The organism is Bosea sp. NBC_00550, assembly GCF_026020075.1.
Classification (GTDB): Bacteria; Pseudomonadota; Alphaproteobacteria; order Rhizobiales; family Beijerinckiaceae; genus Allobosea.
Window position 1 is genome coordinate 2,664,897 of record NZ_CP102772.1, and the last position, 18,997, is coordinate 2,683,893.

The window sequence follows — 18,997 nt, forward strand, 5'->3', positions numbered from 1 at the left end:
CGAGTTGGGTCATGACTATCCTTTCACCGCGCCGGCCGTAAGCCCGGCGACGAGATGTTTCTGCATGAGGATGACGAAGGCGAGCACGGGCAGGAGCTGGATGGCGGAGGCGGCGAAGAGCACACCCCATTCCACGCCCTCGACCGCGCCGATCATCTCCGCCACGACCAGAGGCGCGGTCTTGGCCCTGGTGGTGGTGAAGATGAAAGCGAAGAGGAATTCGTTCCACGCGTAGACGATGACGAAGACCGCGACCGCGAGCATGCCCTGGGCCGCCAGCGGGAAGATCACCCGCCGGATGATCTGGAATTGCGATGCGCCGTCGATCATCGCGGATTCGTCGAGCTCGCGCGGGATCTGGTCGATGAAGGTCCGCATCACAATCGTGCCGAGCGAGACGAAGAAGGTCGCGTAAAGCAGGATCAGGATGAAATGCGTGTCGTTGAGCTTGAGCCAGTTCACCACCGGGAAGAGCGGCAGCGTGATCACGATCGGCGGTATCAACCGGATGAAGATCAGGAAGAAGGCGCTCGCTTGCAGCGTCCTGCTGGCATGGCGCGAGTAGGCGTAGCCGGCCAGCAGCGAGACCGAGACGGCGAGCACGGTCGCCCCCGTGGTCACGATGAAGCTGTTCCACAGCCCGATGAAGAAGTCGCCCCAGCGGCTCCACAGCATGGCGTAGTTCGCCAGCGTCGGCTCGAACTTGAAGCGTGAGGCGACCGAGAAGATGTCGCGGTCGGTCTTGAAGGACGACATCACGATCAGCGCGATCGGCACCAGCGACCAGGCCGCGATGACGAGGACGCCGAGGAATTTCAGCAGTGTGATGAGGGGCGAGCGCTTACGCATTCTTGCCGAACATCTCCCTGTAGAGCCCGCGCAGGTAGACCAGCGCGAGCAGGAGCGACGCAAGCACGAGCAGCCAGCCGGTGGCGGCTGCGGCGCCGAAGGAGTTGTACCGGAAGGCCTCGAGATAGAGGTAGACGGCCATCACCTCGGTGGTGCGGGCAGGGCCGCCGCCGGTCATCAGCCAGACCTCCGAGAACAGCCGGAAGGCGAAGATGTAGCGAAACAGCGCGGCGATCAGCACCGCCGGCATCAGCAGCGGCAAGGTGATACGGCGGAATGCCATCCAGCCCGAGGCGCCATCGATCGCGCCGGCCTCGTAGAGCTCGCCGGGGATGGCGAGGCGGGCGGCGTAGAGGATGACGAAGCTGAAGGGCAGGTGCAGCCAGATCGAGAGAAGGCAGACCATCAGCAGGCCGTGGCTCGGATTCACCGACCATTCGATTGGCGGCAGGCCGATGGCGCCGAGAAGCTGGCTCAACATCCCGACATCGGGCTCGAACAGGTAGCGCCACATCACCACCGCCGAGACCTCGGAGACGGCATAGGGCGCGAGCACCACAGCCAGCATCAGCGCGCGCAAGGGGATGCCGGAGGCGAAGAACAGCGCCATAAGCAGGCCGAGTAGAAGCTCGACATGGACAACGACGGTAACGACGATCACCGTGTTGACCAGCGCCCGCCAGAAATAGGGGTCGCTGAGCACCTTGGCGTAGTTGGCGAGGCCGACGAAGGTGGCCGCCTGCCCGAAGGAGGATTGGTTCAGGCTTAGCCAGAACACATAGATCGCCGGCAAGAAGATGATGCCGCCGACCATCATCTGGACCGGCGAGACCAATGCGAAGGCGGCAAGGCCCGAGCGCTGCTGCATCGCTCAAGCGATCCGATGCCGCGCGAGCATGTCGCGGTCGATCTCAATACCTAGACCCGGACCCTCCGGAACGAGGAGCTGTCCGTCGACGAGCTGACTGCCGTCGCCGACTACCGGATGCGTGAAGGAATCGCGCAGCGGGTTAGCGTATACCATGCACTCGAAGGTACGCAGCGTCTCGGCCGCCGCGGCCAGCTGAAGGCTGGCGGCGACGCAGATCGCACCGGACCAGCCGACATGCGGCGCATAGGCCGTGTTAAAGCTCGCGGCCAATTCGGCGATGCGCCAGGTCTCCGTGATGCCGCCGGAGCGCGAGACGTCCGGTTGGATCAGCCCGAGCGAGCGATCCTGCAGCATGACCAGCGCCTCGCTTGCGACGAAGTCGCTCTCGCCGGCGGCGAGCCTGATCGGCAGATGCTGGGCGAGGCGGCGATAGCCCTCGCGATCATGCGGCGCGATCGGCTCCTCGAAGAAACCATAACCTAGATCTGCCAGCGCCCGCCCGACGACCAGCGCGTCGTCGACGTCATAGGCCCAGTTGGCATCGACATAGAGCGCGATCTCGTCGCCGGCGAGCTTGCGGATGTATTTGGCCCGCGCGATCGCGTCCTTGATCGGGTGGCCGAGCTTGACCTTGATCTCGCGGAACCCCGCCTTGAGTGCAGCCGCGACCTCGCCCTCGACCGTGGCATCGTCGAGCCAGTTGATCGAGGACGCATAGGCCGGAACGTGCGTTCGGCCCATGCCGCCGAGCAGCTTGTGGATCGGTACCCCCGCCGCTTTGCCGGCGATGTCCCAGAGCGCGATGTCGATGGCCGAGATCGCCTCGACGATCTGCCCGCCGGGCTGGCCCGAGAGCGCGCCGCGCATAAGCTTCCACAGGGCGCGCCGGTCGGCCGGGTCCTTGCCGATCAGGCGGGGGATGAACGCCTCCTCGATGAAGCGGGCATAGCCGGCTGCGCCGCGCCTGCACAGCCCCTCGCCGAAGCCCGTGATGCCGTCGCTGGTCGTGACCTCGACGACGACGATCTCGATGGCGGGATAGTCGCCCTGTGAGGTGCGCTGGGCCTTGGCCAGCACGGCGCGCAGCGGATAGGCAACAATCTGCGAGATGCTGCGAGCCGGCATAACGATGCGCCCTCCCCAGGACGGTAACTTATCATATAGGCTGCACAGTTGCCAGATTGGCCGGCATCTGTCAATCATGTCGTTGGAGCTTGTGAATGACCGATCCCGCCGCGGCCCTTATCGAGGACGATCCGTTCGCCGACCTCGACGTCGTGCCGACGCGGCTCGGCGACGCCCTGATCCAGCGCATCACGCAGGCGATCCACGACGGCCGCCTCAAGCCCGGAGACGTGCTGCCCTCAGAGGCGCGCATGGCCGCCTCCTTCGGCGTCAGCAAGCCAATCGCGCGCGAAGCCATCCGCCAGCTCGCGGCCATGGGCGTCGTCCATATCCAGCAGGGCAAGCCGACGCGGGTGCAGGCGCTCGACGCCGCCCCTCTCGACCGCTTCTTCCGCTTTGCCGTGCGAGGCAGCAAGACCGGCCTCACGGAGGCCATCGAACTGCGCCGAGTGCTCGAGCCACCAGTCGCCCGTTACAGCGCCGAGCGTCGCTCCGAGGCCGATGTCGTCAGGCTGACCGAGATCCTGAAGCGGCTCGAGAACTCTTGGGCCGACGTGCCACGCTGGATCGAGGCCGATCTCGACTTCCACGAGGCCATCGCCGCCTCGGCCGGCAACACCCTGCTCGACCTGCAGATCCGGGCGCTCCGCCCGTTGAACCGGGAGATCATGGAGCTGTTCAACTCGCGCAGCACCCGCAACATCGATGACTGGCGCGAGACCTACGAGCGCCATGTCGAGGTCGTCGACGCCATTCGCGCTGGTGACGGCGAATGGGCTGAGCGAGCCATGAGCAAGCATTTCGAAGCGGCTGAAGTCGCCATCGCGGAAGTCGCGACAATCCGGGAGGAAGACAACAATGACAGCAGGGACAGGGCTGGACCGTAGGCAGGTCCTCGGAGGGTTGATCGGGCTGAGTTTCGCCGGGCTCGACAGCGCAGCCGCGCTGGCGCAGACGGCGCCGCTCAACCTCTTCGCGCATCGCGTCATGCAGACGGTCGCGACCGGCGCGCAGGGCGGCGACATCACCAAGCCCTGGTGCGACAAGAACGGCACCACGGTGCAATGGACCACCTTCGACACCGGCCCCCTGCAGGAGCGCCTGTTCCGCGAGGCGAGCCTGGGCGAGACCTCGGTCGATGTCGGATTCCTGCTCAACACCCAGGCCGTGCCGCGCGCCGCGAGCCTGTTCGAACCGCTCGACGACTTCATGAAGCGCGACCCGCTCGATGACGCCCCCGACATCTTCCCGGGCCTGATGGAGGGCATGAAGGCCGGGGGCAAGCAGGTTGCCATCCCCTTCCGGCACGCCTCCTCCGGGCTGCACTACAATGAGGAACTGTTGGCGGAGAAGGGCTTCACCAAACCGCCGGCCACGATCGAGGAAATGGTCGAGATGGCCCGCGCCTGCACCTATCGCAGGGCTGACGGGACTGCCGTCGTCGGCCTGTGCATGCCCGGCGTGACCTATCCCAACGTCATCGACATCGCCCGCGCCTGGGATGGCGACTTCATCACGCCCGACTTCAAATGCGTCGCCGACCAGCCGCCGATGTTGAACGCGATCAAGCTGCTGCGCGAGCTCTTCCAGGCCGGCGCCTTCCCGCGCAATTTCGCGACGCTCTCCACCGAGGACGTCAATGTCTGGATGCAGACGGGCCGGGCCGCGATGAGTCTGCAGAGCATGGGCCGCAACCGCATCTACAACGATCCACAGAAGTCGAAATTCCCCGGCAAAATCAAGACCATTGCCGTGCCCGCCTCGAAGGCGCTGGCAGGCAAGTACGATGCCGCCCCCGCCAAGGTCGAATTCTGGGGCCTCTGCATTCCCAAGAACTCCAAGCGCAAGGACCTGGCCTGGAGCTTCATCAAGGCGATGGCCTCGAAGCAAGCGACGCTTGGCGCAGCCCTCAACGGCAACGGCCCGGTCCGCGCCTCGACCTATGCCGACGCGAGCTTCGCCGCGACCGTGCCCTATGCCGCAGAGGAGCTGAAGGTGCTCAAGGTGGCGCGCATCCCGCTGCCGGCCTTCGACGAGGCGGCCCGCGCCGGCGACCTATTCAAGGAGGAGGCCGAGGCAGCCGTGCTCGGCATGAAGACGCCGGAGGAGGCGATGGCCTCGCTGGTCAAGCGCGTCCAGCCGCTGCTTCCGGCTTAGGAGGGCGCCATGACGAAGCTTTGCCAGCCATCGCGCCGCGCGCTACTTGCCGGGACCGCTCTCGCGCTCCCTGTTCTGGCCATGCCCGCCCTCGTTCGGGCGCAGGCCAAGTCGCTCAACATCATCAGCCACCGGGTCCACCGCAACGTCATGACCGGCGAAGGCGGCAAGGGCGGCGACATCATCGGCGATTGGTCGAGAGCGACCGGCGCCGGCGTCAACTGGTCGACCTTCGACGTAGCGCCGTTACATGAGCGCCTGCTGCGCGAGGCCAGCCTGGCCGAGACGAGTTTCGATCTCGGCTTCGTCGTCAACACCCTCGCCGTCCCCCGCGTGCTCAGCCTGATGGAACCGCTCGATGCGCTCCACAAGGCCGATCCGATCGAGGATTTCGCCGGGGTCGCGCCCGGCATGGTCAAGGCCCTGAGCGTCGGCGGTTCGATCCGCGGTATCCCGTTCCGCCATGCCACGACCGGGCTGCACGTCAACGAGGCCATCCTCGCGGAGCGCAAGCTCGCGGCGGCGCCGAAGACGATCGAGGAGATGATCGAGATCGCCAAGGCGGCGACGTTCACCAACTCCGCCGGCGTGCCGGTCAGCGGCTTTGCGATGGAAGGCGTCAGCTACGTCAACATGGTGACGCTGTCGCTTGCCTGGGACGCGCCGTTCATCAGCGAGGACCTCGAGGTCATTCCCAACGCGGTCGGCATGCTGAAGACCTTCGAGGTCTTCCGCGACCTCTACGCCGCACGCGCCCTGCCGCGCAATTTCGCAACTCTCAAGCAGGACGAGGTCATCACCCAGATGCAGGCCGGGCGGGCGGCGATGTGCCATTTCGCCTTCGGCCGGTACTTCGCCTTCAACGACCCGCAGAAGAGCCAGTTTCCCGGCAAGATCAGCGCGATCGCGCCGCCGGCCTCGCTCGATCTCGGCACTGGGGCCATCGTCGGCACGACAGAGTTCTGGTCCTTCGTCATCCCGAAGAACTCGCGCAACAAGGAGCTCGCTTGGTCGCTGGTCAAGGCGATGACCGCGAAGGAGGCGGTGATCCGGGGCGCCCTCAATGGCAACGGCCCGGTCCGGGCCTCCGCCTATGATGACCAGCGCGTCAAGGACGCGGTGCCCTACGCCGCCGCCGAGGCAAAGGTCCTGGCCGTTGCCCGCCCGCCGCTGCCTGCTTTCGACCGCGCCGTCGAGGCCGGCGATGCGCTCGCGCAGGCCGTCCAGGCGGTCGCCCTTGGCCAGATCACGCCCGAGCAGGGCGTTGCCGATCTCAAGCGCCGCGTCGAACCCATGGTGAAATCCTGATGGCTGCCACTTTGTCTCCCAACGCCAGAATCGGCTTCATCGGCATCGGCACGATGGGCCTGCCGATGGCGCTCAACGTACTGCGTGGCGGCTATCCGCTGACGGTTTTCGATCTCAGCGAGGCGGCGCTCGCCGAAGCAGAGAATGCTGGCGCCCACCGCGCTGCGACCATCGCCGAACTCGTGCGCCAGAGCGACGTTGTCATCACCATGCTGCCCGATGCTCCCGATGTCGAGGAGACGGCCCTGGGTCCTGGCGGCATCGAGGCGAATGCTGGCCCCGGCTTGATCTATGTCGACATGAGCACGATCGATCCGGTCACCAGCCGGCGCGTCGGTGCCCGCCTCGCGGCATGCGGCGTCCGGATGATCGACAGCCCGGTGGCGCGTGGCGTTGAGAACGCCCGGGCCGGCACGCTCGCGCTGATGATTGGCGGCGATCTCACCGTCTTCCAGGAAGTCGAGCCGCTGCTGCGCCGGATGGCCGACACGATCACCCATTGCGGTGAGCTCGGTAACGGCACCGCGATGAAGCTCGTCAACAACTTCCTCTCGGCCGGCATCGTCAGCGCCATCGCCGAGGCTATGACGATCGGCCTCAAGGCGGGCCTGCCGCTTGACCTCATGGTCAGGATCAGCGGCGGCACTGGCACCAACAACGCCTGGCTGCACAAGCTGATGCCGGGCAAGGCCTTTCTGGGCGATTTCTCGCCGGGCTTCATGTCGCGCCTGGCGCGCAAGGACCAGCGCCTCGCCACCAAGCTCGCTGAAGAGATTGGCGTGCCGCTCACGCTCGGCGCTGCCGTTCTCCAATTGCTCGACGAGACGACCGAGCAATACCCGCGCGACGACTTCACCAGCATCCTGCGCCTGGTCAGTGAGCGCGCCGGCGTCGAGATCCGCCTGAGCGAACAGACCGCCGCTGCCTGAAACCGAACGTTCCGAGGTAGACACTATGCACGCCATTTCTCGACGTACCCTGCTCACCGGAACCGCCGGCGCCGCTGCGCTCGCGGCCCTTCCGTCACTGGCCCAGGCCAAGACGGTGACCGCGCTCGGTCACCGCGTCCACCAGACCTGCGCCACCACCGGTCCCGGCGGCGACGCAACGGAGGCGTGGCGCAATCAGGCCGGCGCCAGCGTCAACTGGGTCACCTTCGGCGACAACAACGCCATCCACGAGCGGCTGTTGCGCGAGGTCACGCTTGGCGAGACCTCGATCGACGTCGGCTACCTGCTCAACGGCCGCGCCGTGCCGCGCAACCTCAGACTATTCGAGCCACTGGACGGGCTGATGAAGGAGGCGGCGCTGGAGTCGCCGGAGGATTTCGCACCCGGCCTGATCGCACCGCTGAAGCTCGACGGCGCCCTGCACGGCATCCCGGTGCGCCATGCGACGAACGCGCTGATCTACAACGAAGCGTTGCTGGAGGAGCGCGGCGTCACCAAGCTGCCGACGAATTTCGAGGAGCTGACGGAGCTCGCCCGCAAGCTCACCTTCAAGCGCGAGGACGGCACGCAGGTCTACGGCCTCGCCTTCACCGCCGTCTTCGCCTCGAACTTCCTCACCCTCGCCCGCTGCCTCGGCGGCGACTACATGACATCGGACGGCAAGATCGTCGCGGCCGAGCCGCCGATGGTGAAGACACTCTCTTTGCTCGCCGATTTCTACAAGGCCGGCGTGCTGCCGCGGAACTTCGCCACCGTGAACAACGAGGAAATCACGACCTGGATGCAGCAGGGCCGGGCCGCGATGACGATCAATCCCTTCGCCCGGCTCGTCACCTATAACGACCCGTCCAAGGGCAAATATGGCGGGCGCTTCAAGTCGCTGCTGCCGCCGATGGCGGCCGATCTCGCCGGCAAGGTCGCCTTCGCGCCGACGGTCGAGTTCTGGTCGCTGATGATCCCGAAGAACGCCAAGCAGAAGCCGCTGAGCTGGGAGTTCATCCGCGCGCTCTCCTCCAAGGCCGGCACGACCGCGATGGCGCTGAACGGCAACGGCCCCGTGCGCATCTCGACCTATGCCGACGAGAAGCTCAAGGCGGCGATGCCCTATGCCGCCGACGAGGCCGCCGCGCTCAAGGCTTCGCGCATCCATCTTCCTGCTTTCGACGAGCAGGCGCGCGCCCACGACATCTTCATCGAGGAAACGCAGGCCGCCGTGCTCGGCCGCAAGCCGGCGCAGCAAGCGATGGACGATGCGACCGCACGCGTGAAGCCGCTGCTCGGCTGATGACGGGCGCACTTTCGGGACGCGTCGCGCTGGTCACCGGCGCGGCGCGCGGGATCGGCCTCGCCATCGCGACGGCCCTGGCCGGCGCGGGCGCGCATGTCGTCATCCACGATCGCGACGAAGAGGCCGATGCGGTCGCCCGTCGCCTCGGCAGCGGCGCACAGGCGACACCGCTGATCGCCGATCTCGCCCAGCCGGATGCCATCGGCCTGATGCGCGCCAAACTCGATAAGCAAGCGCTCGCGCCCGACCTCCTCGTGCTCTGCGCCTCGGTCGAGATCCGCCAGACGCTTGCCGAATTGAGCGACGAGGCTCTGGCGGTGCAGAGCGAGGTCAATCTGCACGCGACGGCGCGGCTCCTGAAAGCCTTCCTCCCCAGCATGCAGGCCCGGAGCTTTGGTCGCGTCATTGCGATCGGCTCCGTGCAGGAGGCGCGCGCCAATGCCGACTGCCTTTATTACGCCGCCACCAAGGCCGCGCAGACGAACATGATCTTGAACCTCGCCCGGACGACGCGAGCCGGGGACATCACCTTCAACGTCATCCAGCCCGGCGCCATCCGCACCGATCGCAATCGCTCGATCCTGGCTCAGCCCGGCCGCGAGGAGCAGGCTCTCGCACGCATCCCGCTCGGCCGGATCGGCCTCCCCGATGATTGCGCAGGTCTGGCGCTGCTGCTCTGCTCTCCAGAGGGAAGCTATATCAACGGCGCCGAGATCGCGGTGGATGGCGGCATGCGGCTTTAGATTTTTCCAGTGCATTGACCGATTTGTCATATCGTGACTATCGATAAACGTATCAGGGCAACAACGACGAAACCCTCGTCCTGCCGCCTGGGCCTAATAACCCGGTCGGACCGTCTGGATTGCACTGTCTGAGCCCACATTCGGGATTCACGAAACGCCCGAACCCTCTCAAGTCGGTAAAACGACGTCGCGCGGCTGCGTGAGATTGACTAACTGGGATGTGGAGAAACTCGCCGACCTAGTGCGCCCGGGCGTGCCGGTGCACTTAGTGGATTAAAGCCGTGACGGGCAGAATCTGCGATAACTCGCAGGGCTCGCGCGCAGCCACGGCGCCGCCGCAGGCTGAGCCCGCAAGGGAGCGCGTGTCCTCGCCTGCCGTTCCATCGCACCCGAACAGTCGCTCGGGCCGCTTGCGAAGCCCGCTTGCGCAAGGATGGGATCAGATGGACGCCATGACGATTGGCATCGATGTGTCGAAGGATCGGTTGGATGTGGCGATTCATCCGACCGGCGAGAGCTTTATCGTCAAGCGCACGGGCGCGGGGATCGATTATCTCATCGCTCAGCTCATTGCCTTATCGCCGAAGCTAGTGGCGATCGAAACTACTGGAACTTCGAGAGGGTGGTTGCGGCTGGCCTGGCTGGCGCAGGCCTGCCGGTGTTGGTGGTCAATCCAGCGCAGGTGCGTGCCTTCGCCCAAACGCTCGGCAAACGGGCGAAGACCGATCCGATTGACGCCAACCGTGATCACTCATTTCGCCGAAGCGACCAAGCCGAAGCTGCGGCAAATGCCGGACGAGATGACAAGGCTTCTAGCCGATCTGGTCGCTCGCCGGCGCCAAATCGTCGAGATGATCGCCGCCGAAGGTCAGCGGGAACGTCGCCGAGCGATAAACGTTGATTCAGAGCATCACTCGGAAAGAGCTTCATCGGCGGCGGCCGCAAGAGCGTGCTCCTTATTCGTCGAACCATGGTCGCCGCGCGCCATAATCCAGTGCTCAAACTTTTCCGCGACAAGCTCATCGCTGGCGGAAAACCAAAGCTCCTCGCCCAAATCGCCGTCGCTCCAAAGCTAGTCACTATCCTCAACGCAATCCTGCGAGATAGACGTCCATGGCAACCAATTCCCGCTTGACCAACAAGACAGTCGCTCCGTTTCCGAAAACCCGTAAATGGTCTCAAGCGCGCTGATGGCGGACACGTGGCGACTACGATCCCGAGCGTCACGCGATCGTGACGCTCGAAGATTGAAACTAGTCCTCCGCGGGCCGTCACGGCGCGACGTGATGCAGGGCGTTCATGCCACGCAGATGCAGCCGCATCTTGATGTCTTGATTGTGGTTGCCGAAGCCGCGTCCGAAAATATTGATGCCCCCGGGCCGGCCCTCCTTGTCGTCGATGCCGATGCGCAGCCGGATCGAGTGGTGGCGATCGAGGTCGAGATCCGTCGTCGCGATATCGCTGAGTTTGCGTTCGCCGAGAAAAGTACCTTCGGCCGTGATGCGCCAGGTCGTCAAGATGCCGTATTGCGAGCCTTCGAGCTTCCACCAAGGTGGCGTATACCTGCCGCGGCGGTCGCCATAGTCACCGGGGCAGGTCCAGGTGCCGACCTTGCGCTCGTTGACCCAGAGGCTGATGTCTGAGGGCCAGTGGGCATTCGTGCCCGGCACCTCCGACGACATCTCCATCTCGAATTCCAGCGCCGTGATTGCCTGGTTCAGCACCTTGGCGTTGTTCGGGAACTTGTATTCTACATAGCCGCGGCCGAACCAGATCAGCGCGGCCTGGACCCGGCGCGGATCGAGGAACAGCTCCGGCACGTCGAGCACGCCGAGAATGCGTTCGGTCGAGCAGAACCCGCAGGGCGCCGAGACGTTCGAACTCGTATAAAGCCCAAGCGGCATTTCGACCTCGACGATGTTGCGGTCGCGGCTCGGATCGTCCGGGTCGAGATTGACGACGATTTCGGAATACCGCGCTGTGCAGATCTTTTGCTGGCCTTTCGCCGCCTTGCCAAGCGAGGTCGAGATCAGCTCGGCCTCTTCGAGCACCTGCACATTGGTCGCGATCGTCGATTGCGGCAGGCCAAGCGCCTCGGCGATCTGGTTTATGTTCTTCGGCCCCTGCCGGTTGAGCAGTTTCAGGATGCGGAGCCTGACCGGGGAGGCCAGGCCGCGCAGCACCTGATATTGCCGGTCCGCGTTGACGACGAGGAAGCCCAGATCCTGCCGGCCCTCGGCGCGCGACACCCTGCCGCCATTGCTGCGGCGTCCGCGATGCGGTGATAGCGGGCTCTCGTTCATCCTTGCGGGCGCCGTCCTGTCAGCTGTCGAGCCTGATCACATTCCACGAGGCCGGCTGCAATTCCAGAATGATGCTGTCCGATTTCGTCGAGACGCCCTTCAACGTGGCCGGCTTGACCTTGAGCGGCTCCTGCTTGCTGTTGACCGCCGTCAGATCGCTGTGCCGCAGTTCGGTCGCCTCGGTCACCTTGAGCTTGCCGAAGCCGCGCGCATCGACCGTGACGTTGAGCCCGCCTTCCAGGTCGCGGTTGAGCAGGAAGAGCGAGACGCCCTTGTCGTCGCTGACGACCGACGCCTTCAGATAGGGCGCCTCGATCGGATAGTAGAGGTCCTGCTTGCCGCGCGGATCGAAATACGAGGCCTGGTAGCTTTCGGATTTGACGATCGCCTTGAGCACGCTGCCGCGCCCCAGCCGGCTCATCTGGGCGAAGGGCCAGAAGATTGTCTGCCGCCAGGCCGGCCCGCCGGTTTCGGTCATGATCGGCGCGATCACGTTGACAAGTTGCGCAAGGCAGGCGGCCTTCACCCGGTCGGCATGGTTGAGGAGCGAGATACAGGCGCCGCCGAAGACCAGCGCGTCCTCCATCGAATAGATTTCCTCGAGGATCGGCGGCGCCACCGGCCAGCCTTCCTTGACGCGATCCGCCCTGACGCGCCGGGTGCGGTACCAGACGTTCCATTCGTCGAAGCTCAGCATGATGCGCTTGTCGGAACGGCGCCGCGCCGCGACCGCGTCCGAGATCGCGACGACCTCCTCGATGAACTGGTCCATCAGGTCGGGACTGGCGAGGAAGGCCTTGGTATCGCCGGCATAGTTGTTGAAGTAGGTGTGCAGCGAAATGAACTCGACCTGGTCGAAGGTGTGCTCCAGCACCTCGTCTTCCCAGCGGCCATAGGTCGGCATGTTGCGGCCCGACGATCCGCAGGCGGCGAGCTCAATCGACGGGTCGATCCAGCGCATCATCTTCGCCGCCTCATGGGCGACGCGCCCGTATTCCGTCGCGGTCTTGTGCTCCATCTGCCAGGGGCCGTCGACCTCGTTGCCGAGGCACCAGAACTTCACGTCGTGCGGCTTCTTCCAGCCGTGCTCGATGCGCAGATCCGACCAAGCGGTGCCGCCGGGATGGTTGCAGTATTCGACGAGATTGCGTGCTGCGTCGCCGTCGCGTGTGCCGAGATTGACGGCGAGCATGGGCTCGATCTTCGCCGCCCGGCACCAGTCCATGAACTCGTTGGTGCCGAAGTTGTTCGGCTCGGTGGTGAACCAGGCGAGATCGAGCCGGGCGGGCCGGTCCTTGGCCGGGCCCACCCCGTCCTCCCAATTGTAGCCGGAGACGAAGTTGCCGCCCGGATAACGCATGATCGTCGGGCCGAGCTCCTTGACGAGTTCGAGCACGTCATTGCGGAAGCCGCGCTTGTCGGCAGTGGGATGGCCGGGTTCGTAGATGCCGCCATAGACGCAGCGGCCCAAATGCTCGACGAAGGCGCCGAAGAGCCGCGGGTCGGTGTCGCCGATGGCGAAGGCGCGATCGCAGGTGATGCTGGCTTGTCTCATGACGTGACTCCGGGTGTAGCAACGGCTTTGCGTGGATGATCGGCACGGAAGGCCACGGCGCTGTCGGGCGTGAGCACGGCGTCGCGGAGTTGGCGGGAATAGGGATGCGTCGGCGCCGAGAGCACGGCGCGCGCCGGCCCCTGCTCGACCACCCCTCCCTTCTGCATGATGATGAGCTGGTCGCTGATGTAGTAGGCGGTGGCGAGATCGTGGGTGATGTAGAGGATCGACAGGCCGAGCTCGTCGCGCAGCCGGCCGAACAGGTTGACGATCGACATGCGCAGCGAGGCATCGACCATCGAGACCGGCTCGTCGGCGACAATCAGGCGGGGCTGGGCGACGAGCGCGCGAGCGATGGCGACGCGCTGGAGCTGGCCGCCGGAGAGTTCGTGCGGGAACCGCCCCCTGATCTCGGCCAGCGACAGCCCGACCTGCCGGAGCGCCTCGTCGGCCTGCTCCTCGGCCGCGCTCTTGCCTGAAGCGCCCCCGAAGCGTTGGGCGGTCATGAATAGATAGCGGTTGAGCTGCTTCAGCGGGTTGAACGCCTCGAACGGGTTCTGAAAGATCGGCTGGACCTCCGCCATGAAGGCGCGCCGCTCGTAAGTGCCGACGTCGCGCCCTCCGAGCCGGATCTGGCCGGAGCTCGGCGTGTGGATGCCGAGGATCATCCGCGCCAGCGTCGACTTGCCCGAGCCCGACTCGCCGATCACGGTGAAGATCTCGGGCTTGTCCATTTCGAGGGCGAAGCTCACCTTCTTCACCGCCTCGACGCGTTGCGTCGAGAACAGCCCGCCGCGCGAGAAGTTCTTGCTGACCCGGTCGAGTTCGAGCAGCGCGCTCATGCCGCCACCCCCGAATTGACCGCGTGACAGGCGACGCGATGACCGGGCAGCGTCTCGACCATGGCCGGCACGGTCGTCGTGCAGACGGGCATGGCGAGCGGGCAACGCGGGTGGAAGCGGCAGCCGGGCGGCGGGTTGGCCAGATTGGGCGGCGTGCCTTCCAAGCCCTCGCGCTGCTCGGTGTCGCCGATGCGCGGCAGACTGCCGATCAGATGGCGCGTATAGGGATGCAGCGGGCGCGCGAAGATCTCGGGCGTCTCACCATCCTCGACCAGCCGCCCGGCATACATGATGCCGAGGCGATCGGTCAGCGCCGCATGCACGCCCATGTCGTGCGTGATGAACAGCACGCTCGATCCCATTTCGCGCTGGATCGTGCGGATCATCCCCAGCACGTCCTTCTGCACGATCACGTCGAGCGCCGTCGTCGGTTCGTCGGCGATGATGAAATCCGGCTTGCAGATCGTCGCCAGAGCGATGACGACGCGCTGGCGCATGCCGCCGGAGAGCTCATGCGGATAGGCGGCGAGCACGGAAGGATCGAGCTTGACGCGATCGAGATGCGCTGCGGCCCTGGCGTCGAACTCGGCCTTGCAGCCGCCGAGATGGCGCCAAGCGAAATCGCGGAAGCTGTGCTTGATCCGCCTGAGCGGGTTCAGCACGTTCATCGAGCCTTGCATGATGTAGGAGAGGTGCCGCCAGCGGATGGCGCGCACCACCTCCGGCGGCGCCCGCGCGACCGCGTCCCAGTCCGGCAAGAAGGAAAAGCGGGCCGAGCCGCCGACCATTTCGAGCGGCGGCTTCAGCAATCCGGCGATCGTCTTGATCAGCGTCGTCTTGCCGGAGCTCGACTCACCCGCGAGGCCGTAGATCTCGTTGCGGTTCACATCGAAGGTGACGCCGTCAACCGCCCGGACCTCGCGGTTGACGCCAAAATAGTGGGTGCGGAAATGCGCCTGCAGGTCGCGGACCTGCAGCACCGGTGCCTGCCCGGCCGCGCCACTCATCGCCCGCCTCCCATCCGGGCCAGCCGGCTGCGTGGGTCGATGTACTCGTTCATCGAGACGGCGAGCAGGAAGAGGCCGACGAAGGTCATCACCACCAGCCCGACCGGAAAGGCGATCCACCACCAGATGCCGGCCACCAGCGCCGTGTGCTGGTTGGCCCAGTAAATCATCCCGCCGATGGTCGGCGTGTTGATGTCGGTGAAGCCGAGGACGGCGAGGGTGACCTCGATGCCGATCGACCAATTCATGTTGTTCATCGTGGTCGAGAACACGATGGGCAGCACATAGGGCAGATGCTCGCGCGCCAGGACCTCGTGCGTCTTCATCCCCGAGAAGATGCTGGTCTGGGTGAATTCACGGGTCTTGAGGCTGAGCGCGACCGAGCGGATCAGGCGGGCGTCATACGCCCAGCCGAGGCAGGCCATGATGGTAGCGAGCAGAGGCGTCGACATCGAATCGCGCAGCACGAAATAGAACAGGATCAGGATCGGGAAGAGCGGGATGATGATGAAGGTGTCGTTGATCGACATCAGCACCCGGTCGATCCAGCCGCCGCTGTAGCCGGCGAGCAGCCCGACGACGAGCGCGATCACCCGCGACAGCGCCGCGACCATGATGCCGAAGAAGAGCGTGTTGCGGATCGCCGCCGTCAGCTGCCAGAATACGTCCTGCCCGCGCGAGGTCGTTCCAAGCCAGTAAACAGACGATGGCGGCAGGTCGGGCGGCACGACATAGACGTCGCCCGCTGGATAGGGCGAGACGAAGGACAGCCCGGCCATTGCGAGCACGATGGCCACGAGCACGAGTCCGATCCGGAACTCGAGATTGTAGCGGATGAGATCGCGCAAGATGGCCAGCATCAGCGCAACTCCACGCGCGGGTCGATCAGCGGATAGAGCAGGTCGATGACCAGGACGCCGACCGAGACGGCGATGATCGAGACGGTGGTGACGCCGAGCACGAGCCCGTAGTCGGCGGCATAGACCGCATCAACGAGAAGGGTGCCGACGCCGGGATAGCCGAAGACCTTCTCGGTGATCACGGCGCCGTTGAAGATGCCGCCGAGCGACATGGCGAGCCCGGTCACCTGCGGCGCCAGCGCGTTGCGCATGACATAGGCGCCGAGCACACGGCGGCTGTCGAGGCCGGCGACTTCGGCATAGACGACATAGTCCTCGGTCACGATGTTCGAGACCAGCGAGCGCATGCCGAGGAACCAGCTGCCGAGACCGATCAGGATGAGCGAGAGCGCCGGCAGGATCGAATGCCGGGCGACGCTCGAGACGAAGGGCCAGTTCCAGCTCTGCTGCAGGTTCATCGCCGACCCGCCGGTGATCGGCAGCACCGGCCAGAGGAAGCCGAAGATGATGAGCAGCATCAGCGCGACGATATAGTAGGGGATCGGATGGACGCCCATGGCGACGACGCCCATCAGCTTCAGCGTGCGGTTGCGCTGGTAGTAGCCGGCGAGCCCGCCGAGCAGATTGCCCAGCACCCATGTGATCAGCGTCGAGACGATCAGCAGCCCGGCCGTCCAGGGGAGAGCCCGGCCGATCAGGGTCGAGACCGGTGTCGGGAAGGCGGAGAGGGAGGGGCCGAAATCGCCGCGCAGGACCCGGCTCCAGAAGGTGACATACTGCTCGGCCAGCGTAAGCCTGAGCCCGTAGAGCTCCTGCAGCGAGGAGCGCATCGCCGCGATCGCTTCGGGCGCGGTGCTGCCGAAGGACGTCACCGCCGCGATCGACTGCTCGACCGGGTCGATCGGCGAGGCATGAGTGATCACGAAGGCAAGGTTGACGCCGATGAAGACGACCACGACGAACTGGACCAGCCGTTTCGCGAAATAGGCAAAATAGGCGCTCATGCGATTCCGAGAGCTCCACCGGCCCAGGCGGCGCGGCGCCGCCGGTTGGCGATTGTCCTGGGAAGAAGGTCGGGCCGCCCGGCGAGGCGGCCCGGGTCGTTCAGTTTGCCGGCTTCAGCCGCACGAACATGTAGCGGGAGTTGCCCCAGTTCGTGACCGGGTTCGCGTAGGGATCGTCGGCGGTCGGGTAGCCCTTCCAGTAGGTCTGATCCATCGCGGTGAAGACGTTGTAGGCCATCAGCGGGATGATCGGCATTTCGCGGGTCATCAGCTTGACGTAGTTGCGACCGAGCTCGACGCCCTTGGGATCGTCGAAGTCGATCTTGCGGATGTCTTCGATGATCTTGTCGAGCTCCGGATGGGTCCAGCGCTGCCAGTTGCGCAGCGGCTGCGGCTTGCCGGGCTCGGCGACGAACTGGGAATGCCAGCTATCCATGAAATAGGACAGGTCCTGGTGCCCACCCCAGGTCTCGACGCTCCAGCCGATGAAGGCGTCGAAATCACCGGCCGCGCGCCGCGTCAGCAGCGTGCCCTGCGCGACGTCGATGCGCGCATCGATGCCGGCCTGCTTCCATTGCTGCACGATCATCGTGCCGGCCCGCGTCATCACCGGCCGAAGGTCGCCCTCGACCATGAGCCTGACCACGAAGGGCTTGCCGTCGGGCGTCAGCCACTGGTTGCCGAGCTTGCGGAAGCCGGCGCGCGTCAGCAGTTCGCCGGCCGCCGCGACATTGGTTTTCCACCAGCCGAGGCCGAAGGAATTGCCGATCACCGCCGGATCGGAGGGGATCTGGTCGCCCATTGACGGACGCAGCATGTCGGCGATCTGCTTCCCGACCGTGGGCTCGTAGGGCTTGACCTTGCTCGTGCCGGTATCGATCTCGAAATCCTTGAGCCAGGCCTCCATCGGCTTGTGATAGGCCTCCGGATGGATGCCGGTCGGCGGTACGGCGATAGCCGAGATGGTCGCGGCACCGCGATAGGCGGCCATCGTCACCGCCTTGATGTCGATCATCAGCGCCAGCGCCCAGCGCACGTCGCGGTTTTTCAGGTGCTCGTTCTGGGTGTTGAAGATCACCGCCGGCAGGGTCGGGTCCGGATGGCCGTAGGGGAAGCCCTTGAACCAGGCGCGCGTGCCCTTGTCCTGCTTCGCCAGCGCGAACATCCCTTCGGGAGCGATGTCGTGGATGACGTCGAGCTCATGGTTGAGCTGGGCGATGACGCGCTTGTCGGGCGGGCCGGGGTCGATATAGGCGAGGTATTTCGGCCCCGGCTTGCCATGGCGGCCGAGCGAGCTGCGCTGCCAGTCGTCGCGCAGTTGCCAGATGTACCATTTCCCGTCGGGATCGAAGGAGTGCAGCGTGTAGGCGCTAAGCGAGACCGGCTTGTTGAAGTCGAACTTCGCGGGGTCGTCCACCTTGTCGAAGACATGCTTCGGCAAGATCCAGATCGCGCCCCAGCGCACCGTGAAGTTGGTGTGGAAGCGGGAGTTCGGCTTCTTCAGCTTGAAGATCACCGTTTCCGCATCGGGCGCCTCGACGGAGGCGACATTGTTGGCCAGCACGGCCGAGAAGCGCATGCTCGCGCTCTTGACCTGGATATCGACGGTCGCCTTGACATCGGCCGAGCTGAACTCGACGCCGTCGCTCCAGAACAGGCCGCGCCGCAGCTTGACCCGCATCTCGGTGAAATCGGCGTTGTAGACCGGTTTCTCCGCGGCAAGGGAATTGTCCCAAGCGCCGTCCAGGCCCTTTTCGGGATCGATGTACCAGAGCGTATCGAGCGCCGCCTGTTGCAGCCCGTTGGACTGGCTGCCGGCGTTGATCGCCCAGATGTTGAACCAGCCGGCGTTCTTGATCGTTCCTTCCGGATTCTCAAGGATCAGGAGTTCCTTGCGCGGAATGTTCTGCGGAATGCCCTGCGCCGCCGCGGGCGACGGGGATAACGGCAGCGCCGGAATCAGCAGCGCAGCGGCAAGCAGCCAGGCGCGTAGACGCGTCATCGTAACCTCCCTGAAGACGGGGCGTTTCTCGCCCTTCGTGTCCGGGAGCTTATGCGGTGCCCAATAACAGGGCAACGACAGTTGTGATCTATATCAGAAGGTTAGGTATAAATATGATAGTCCTTTGATATTA

General features: G+C 65.2%; 16 protein-coding genes and 2 pseudogenes. 8 read left to right on the forward strand and 10 right to left on the reverse strand.

The annotated features are described in order from the left end of the window. Positions 1-15: 15 nt before the first annotated feature. Genes NWE53_RS12745 through NWE53_RS12755 form a run of 3 tightly spaced genes read right to left on the reverse strand, consistent with a single transcriptional unit; the run spans position 16 to position 2,845 of the window. Positions 16-849 (reverse strand): carbohydrate ABC transporter permease, encoded by an 834-nt coding sequence (locus NWE53_RS12745; RefSeq protein ID WP_265054631.1) that lies wholly within the window; start codon positions 847-849, stop codon positions 16-18. Then, complete coding sequence (locus tag NWE53_RS12750; protein ID WP_265054632.1) at positions 842-1,717, reverse strand: carbohydrate ABC transporter permease; 876 nt, start codon at positions 1,715-1,717, stop codon at positions 842-844. Before NWE53_RS12750 ends, NWE53_RS12745 begins: the two co-directional genes overlap by 8 nt. A gap of 3 nt (positions 1,718-1,720) precedes the next feature. Next, positions 1,721-2,845 carry a mandelate racemase/muconate lactonizing enzyme family protein gene (locus NWE53_RS12755; RefSeq protein WP_265054633.1) on the reverse strand — a complete coding sequence of 375 codons (1,125 nt, stop codon included), beginning with the start codon at positions 2,843-2,845 and terminating at the stop codon, positions 1,721-1,723. Positions 2,846-2,940: 95 nt separating this feature from the next. On the opposite strand from NWE53_RS12755, the gene NWE53_RS12760 reads away from it, so the two are divergent. The 8 genes and pseudogenes from NWE53_RS12760 (at position 2,941) to NWE53_RS12795 (ending at position 10,426) form a co-directional block, all read left to right on the forward strand. Next, positions 2,941-3,732, forward strand: coding sequence for a FadR/GntR family transcriptional regulator (locus NWE53_RS12760; protein ID WP_265054634.1), 792 nt, complete (start codon positions 2,941-2,943; stop codon positions 3,730-3,732). Then, complete coding sequence (locus NWE53_RS12765) at positions 3,704-5,002, forward strand: ABC transporter substrate-binding protein (protein WP_265054635.1); 1,299 nt, start codon at positions 3,704-3,706, stop codon at positions 5,000-5,002. The genes NWE53_RS12760 and NWE53_RS12765 overlap by 29 nt, the downstream gene beginning before the upstream one ends. 9 nt (positions 5,003-5,011) lie before the next feature. Further along, positions 5,012-6,310 (forward strand): extracellular solute-binding protein, encoded by a 1,299-nt coding sequence (locus NWE53_RS12770; protein ID WP_265054636.1) that lies wholly within the window; start codon positions 5,012-5,014, stop codon positions 6,308-6,310. After that, on the forward strand, positions 6,310-7,239 hold the full coding sequence (locus NWE53_RS12775; RefSeq protein WP_265054637.1) for an NAD(P)-dependent oxidoreductase: 930 nt from the start codon (positions 6,310-6,312) through the stop codon (positions 7,237-7,239). The genes NWE53_RS12770 and NWE53_RS12775 overlap by 1 nt, the downstream gene beginning before the upstream one ends. 25 nt (positions 7,240-7,264) lie before the next feature. Next, a complete protein-coding gene (locus tag NWE53_RS12780) occupies positions 7,265-8,545 on the forward strand; it encodes an ABC transporter substrate-binding protein (protein WP_265054638.1) in 1,281 nt (426 codons plus the stop codon). Next, the gene (locus tag NWE53_RS12785) at positions 8,545-9,291 is read left to right on the forward strand and encodes an SDR family NAD(P)-dependent oxidoreductase (protein ID WP_265054639.1); all 747 of its coding nucleotides are present in this window, start codon (positions 8,545-8,547) and stop codon (positions 9,289-9,291) included. Before NWE53_RS12780 ends, NWE53_RS12785 begins: the two co-directional genes overlap by 1 nt. A gap of 53 nt (positions 9,292-9,344) precedes the next feature. Beyond that, positions 9,345-9,568, forward strand: a pseudogene (locus NWE53_RS12790) (L,D-transpeptidase); the annotation flags it as partial. Positions 9,569-9,734: 166 nt separating this feature from the next. Next, positions 9,735-10,426: pseudogene (locus tag NWE53_RS12795) on the forward strand (IS110 family transposase). Between the two features lie 136 nt (positions 10,427-10,562). On the opposite strand, the gene NWE53_RS12800 reads toward NWE53_RS12795, so the two are convergent. The 7 genes from NWE53_RS12800 to NWE53_RS12830 form a co-directional block, all read right to left on the reverse strand. After that, complete coding sequence (locus NWE53_RS12800) at positions 10,563-11,594, reverse strand: ArsR/SmtB family transcription factor (RefSeq protein ID WP_265054640.1); 1,032 nt, start codon at positions 11,592-11,594, stop codon at positions 10,563-10,565. 19 nt (positions 11,595-11,613) lie between these two features. Then, positions 11,614-13,149 carry an arabinosylfuranosidase ArfA gene (gene arfA / locus NWE53_RS12805; protein ID WP_265054641.1) on the reverse strand — a complete coding sequence of 512 codons (1,536 nt, stop codon included), beginning with the start codon at positions 13,147-13,149 and terminating at the stop codon, positions 11,614-11,616. Next, positions 13,146-13,991 carry an ABC transporter ATP-binding protein gene (locus NWE53_RS12810; protein WP_265054642.1) on the reverse strand — a complete coding sequence of 282 codons (846 nt, stop codon included), beginning with the start codon at positions 13,989-13,991 and terminating at the stop codon, positions 13,146-13,148. Before NWE53_RS12810 ends, arfA begins: the two co-directional genes overlap by 4 nt. Beyond that, a complete protein-coding gene (locus tag NWE53_RS12815) occupies positions 13,988-14,998 on the reverse strand; it encodes an ABC transporter ATP-binding protein (RefSeq protein WP_265054643.1) in 1,011 nt (336 codons plus the stop codon). Before NWE53_RS12815 ends, NWE53_RS12810 begins: the two co-directional genes overlap by 4 nt. Then, positions 14,995-15,858 (reverse strand): ABC transporter permease, encoded by an 864-nt coding sequence (locus NWE53_RS12820; RefSeq protein WP_265054644.1) that lies wholly within the window; start codon positions 15,856-15,858, stop codon positions 14,995-14,997. The genes NWE53_RS12815 and NWE53_RS12820 overlap by 4 nt, the downstream gene beginning before the upstream one ends. Then, a complete protein-coding gene (locus NWE53_RS12825) occupies positions 15,858-16,862 on the reverse strand; it encodes an ABC transporter permease (protein WP_265054645.1) in 1,005 nt (334 codons plus the stop codon). The genes NWE53_RS12820 and NWE53_RS12825 overlap by 1 nt, the downstream gene beginning before the upstream one ends. 100 nt (positions 16,863-16,962) lie before the next feature. Then, on the reverse strand, positions 16,963-18,864 hold the full coding sequence (locus NWE53_RS12830; RefSeq protein WP_265054646.1) for an ABC transporter substrate-binding protein: 1,902 nt from the start codon (positions 18,862-18,864) through the stop codon (positions 16,963-16,965). Positions 18,865-18,997 lie beyond the last annotated feature (133 nt).